This is a genomic window from Belnapia sp. (assembly GCF_059504005.1).
In genome coordinates this window covers 1-2035 of record NZ_JCACHU010000131.1, presented here as the reverse complement: position 1 = coordinate 2035, position 2035 = coordinate 1, and the positions used below count along the sequence as shown (strand labels likewise).

General features: G+C 69.6%; 3 protein-coding genes. 1 reads left to right on the top strand and 2 read right to left on the bottom strand.

Going from position 1 to position 2035, the window contains the following annotated elements:
- Positions 1 to 260 (bottom strand): hypothetical protein (locus tag AC5JJ1_RS17125; protein ID WP_495786317.1); only part of this gene is annotated, 260 nt, incomplete at its 3' end.
- A gap of 91 nt (positions 261 to 351) precedes the next feature.
- Entirely contained in the window at positions 352 to 894 is a 543-nt protein-coding gene (locus AC5JJ1_RS17120; protein ID WP_495786316.1) for a phosphate-starvation-inducible PsiE family protein, read from the bottom strand.
- A 335-nt stretch (positions 895 to 1229) separates the two neighbouring features.
- Between AC5JJ1_RS17120 and AC5JJ1_RS17115 the strand changes: the two genes are divergently transcribed.
- A complete protein-coding gene (locus AC5JJ1_RS17115) occupies positions 1230 to 1709 on the top strand; it encodes a PRC-barrel domain-containing protein (RefSeq protein ID WP_495786315.1) in 480 nt (159 codons plus the stop codon).
- Positions 1710 to 2035: the final 326 nt, after the last annotated feature.

Here is a 2035-nt window from a genome sequence, read left to right as displayed (position 1 = left end):
CGCGTCACCGCAATCCTGACGTTTTCCCTTGCCCTGAAGGGGGTGTCCACAGATGGTGCATGGCGGAAGTTGGCCCAAAGCCAGTTCTGCACCCGACTTTGCCGTCCGACCCACGCACGGCGAAGGTCCGCGTCTCCCTTGCACTTGCTCAGAGCCTGTTTGAGTGCGCCTTCACAAGGCGCCTTGCCTCCGCCCAGCACCGAGGCCACCTCGTGCCCGAACAGCCGCAACATCTTCCAGCCCCGCGCGGCAGAGGCCATCCCGCCCTAGCCGTAGAGGACCACGCGTGTGTGGTTGAGCGATGGGAAGGATAGCAGGACCAAGGGCGCTTCCTGGGCGCCGCGCCCCGGGTCAGCCCTCGCGCCCGCCCGCCGCAGCCTCGTCGCGCCGGTCCTGCTCGCGCACGAGCCAGTAGACGGCGCCGAGCGCCAACGCCGCGCCGGCCAGGCCGAGCAGGGTGGTGTGCTCCGCCTCCTTCAGGTCCAGGATGAGGAACTTGCGAGCGATGGCCATGAGCGCGATCAGCACCACGGTGCGCACCTGCACGATGCTGTGCCGCCGCTCCAGCACCCCGAGCAGAGTGTGGTTGAACTCGAGCGCGATCAGTACCGTCACGATCATGCCGAAGATCGCCTGGAACACCGCCGGCTCCGCCGGGTCCACCACCCCGAGCAGCAGTAGCCCGACCACCCGGATCAGCAGCACCGCCGTCGCGGCCACCGCCACCCCCGCGATGACGACCGTCAGCACGAAGCAGACCACCTGCTCGAAGCGCTCGTAGTAGCCGAGCCCGGGCCAGGCCTGGCGCGTCTCGGCGAAGACGTCCTGCGCCGCGTCCCGGTACCGCGCCAGCCCCGGCTGCGACCCGCTCGTCGTGCTCCTGTCGTCTGGCATGCGCGTGGCCTTTCGTCGACGTTGCAGGACCGTGCAAGGGCGTACCCGGGCACCGGACCGCCCGCGTCCGCTAACCGCCCTGGGCTCCGGAGGGTTCCTCGCGCCCTGTGGTTGGCCGGCGCCGACCCTGGCGATCGCAGGTTGCCAGGCGCGGAGCCAGGGGAACCCAAGCACCCGCCGCATGCCTGCCGAACCGAGGCACCTCTCCGAGCGCGCCCCAGCGCCTCTGAACTGCCGTCCCGGGCAGGAACCGCCGGGGCGGTGGTGCGCTGCCGCCGCAGCTGCGAGCCCACCCCCAAGCGGACGAGGAGACCACGACGAACGCGCGACACCCCTTGCTGACCCTCGCGGCCGCGCTGCTCGCGGGCGGCGGTGCGCTCGCCCAGACGGCGCTGCCTGGCCCGACGCAGACCCTGCCCGGCTGGGCCGGTACCCCGGCGCCGCAGCCGGGCCAGGCTCCTCCGGGCGGCGGCCTGGTGACCGTTGCGCCGGCTGCCGTGGTCGTCACCTACTACGCGGTGCAGCCCGTCGACATGACCGCCTCCAACCTGATGGGTACCCAGGTCCGCAACCTGCAGGACGAGCGGATCGGCGAGATCGAGGACCTGGTCATCGGCGGCGGCCGGGAGATCGCGGCCGTGGTCATCGGCGTCGGCGGCTTCCTCAACATCGACGAGCGCCACGCCGCCCTGCCGCCCAGCGCGGTGGTGCTCACCCGGCAGCCGGACGGTACTTTGCGCGCCGTGGTCGACGCCACCCGCGACCAGCTGCGCAACTCGCCCGAGTTCCGGTTCGAGGGCAACGTCCGCCGGTGACCCTCGGCGGCACCACGGGCGGGCGGGCGCGTCCTCGATCGTGCGGGCGGGAGGCCCTGTGGCCCAACTTGAACAGTTCCGAGCGAACGGCCGATGAACGGATTGGCGCAAGCCATTGATGTGCTTAGGCCAGCTCACAGAGACGATTTGGAATGTGGTGCTAAATTCTGCAGCTTAGAGGCTGCTAAGCAATTTTATTGCGTGCTGGTGGCTGTTGGCAGCAGCGCATAGCAGAGATCCCGCCACCATCTCTGATACATGACGTCGAGTTCTTAGAGCCCGTCCGAGATGTTTATGAGCGTGCCAAGCGCCTTGCCATCAGCTTG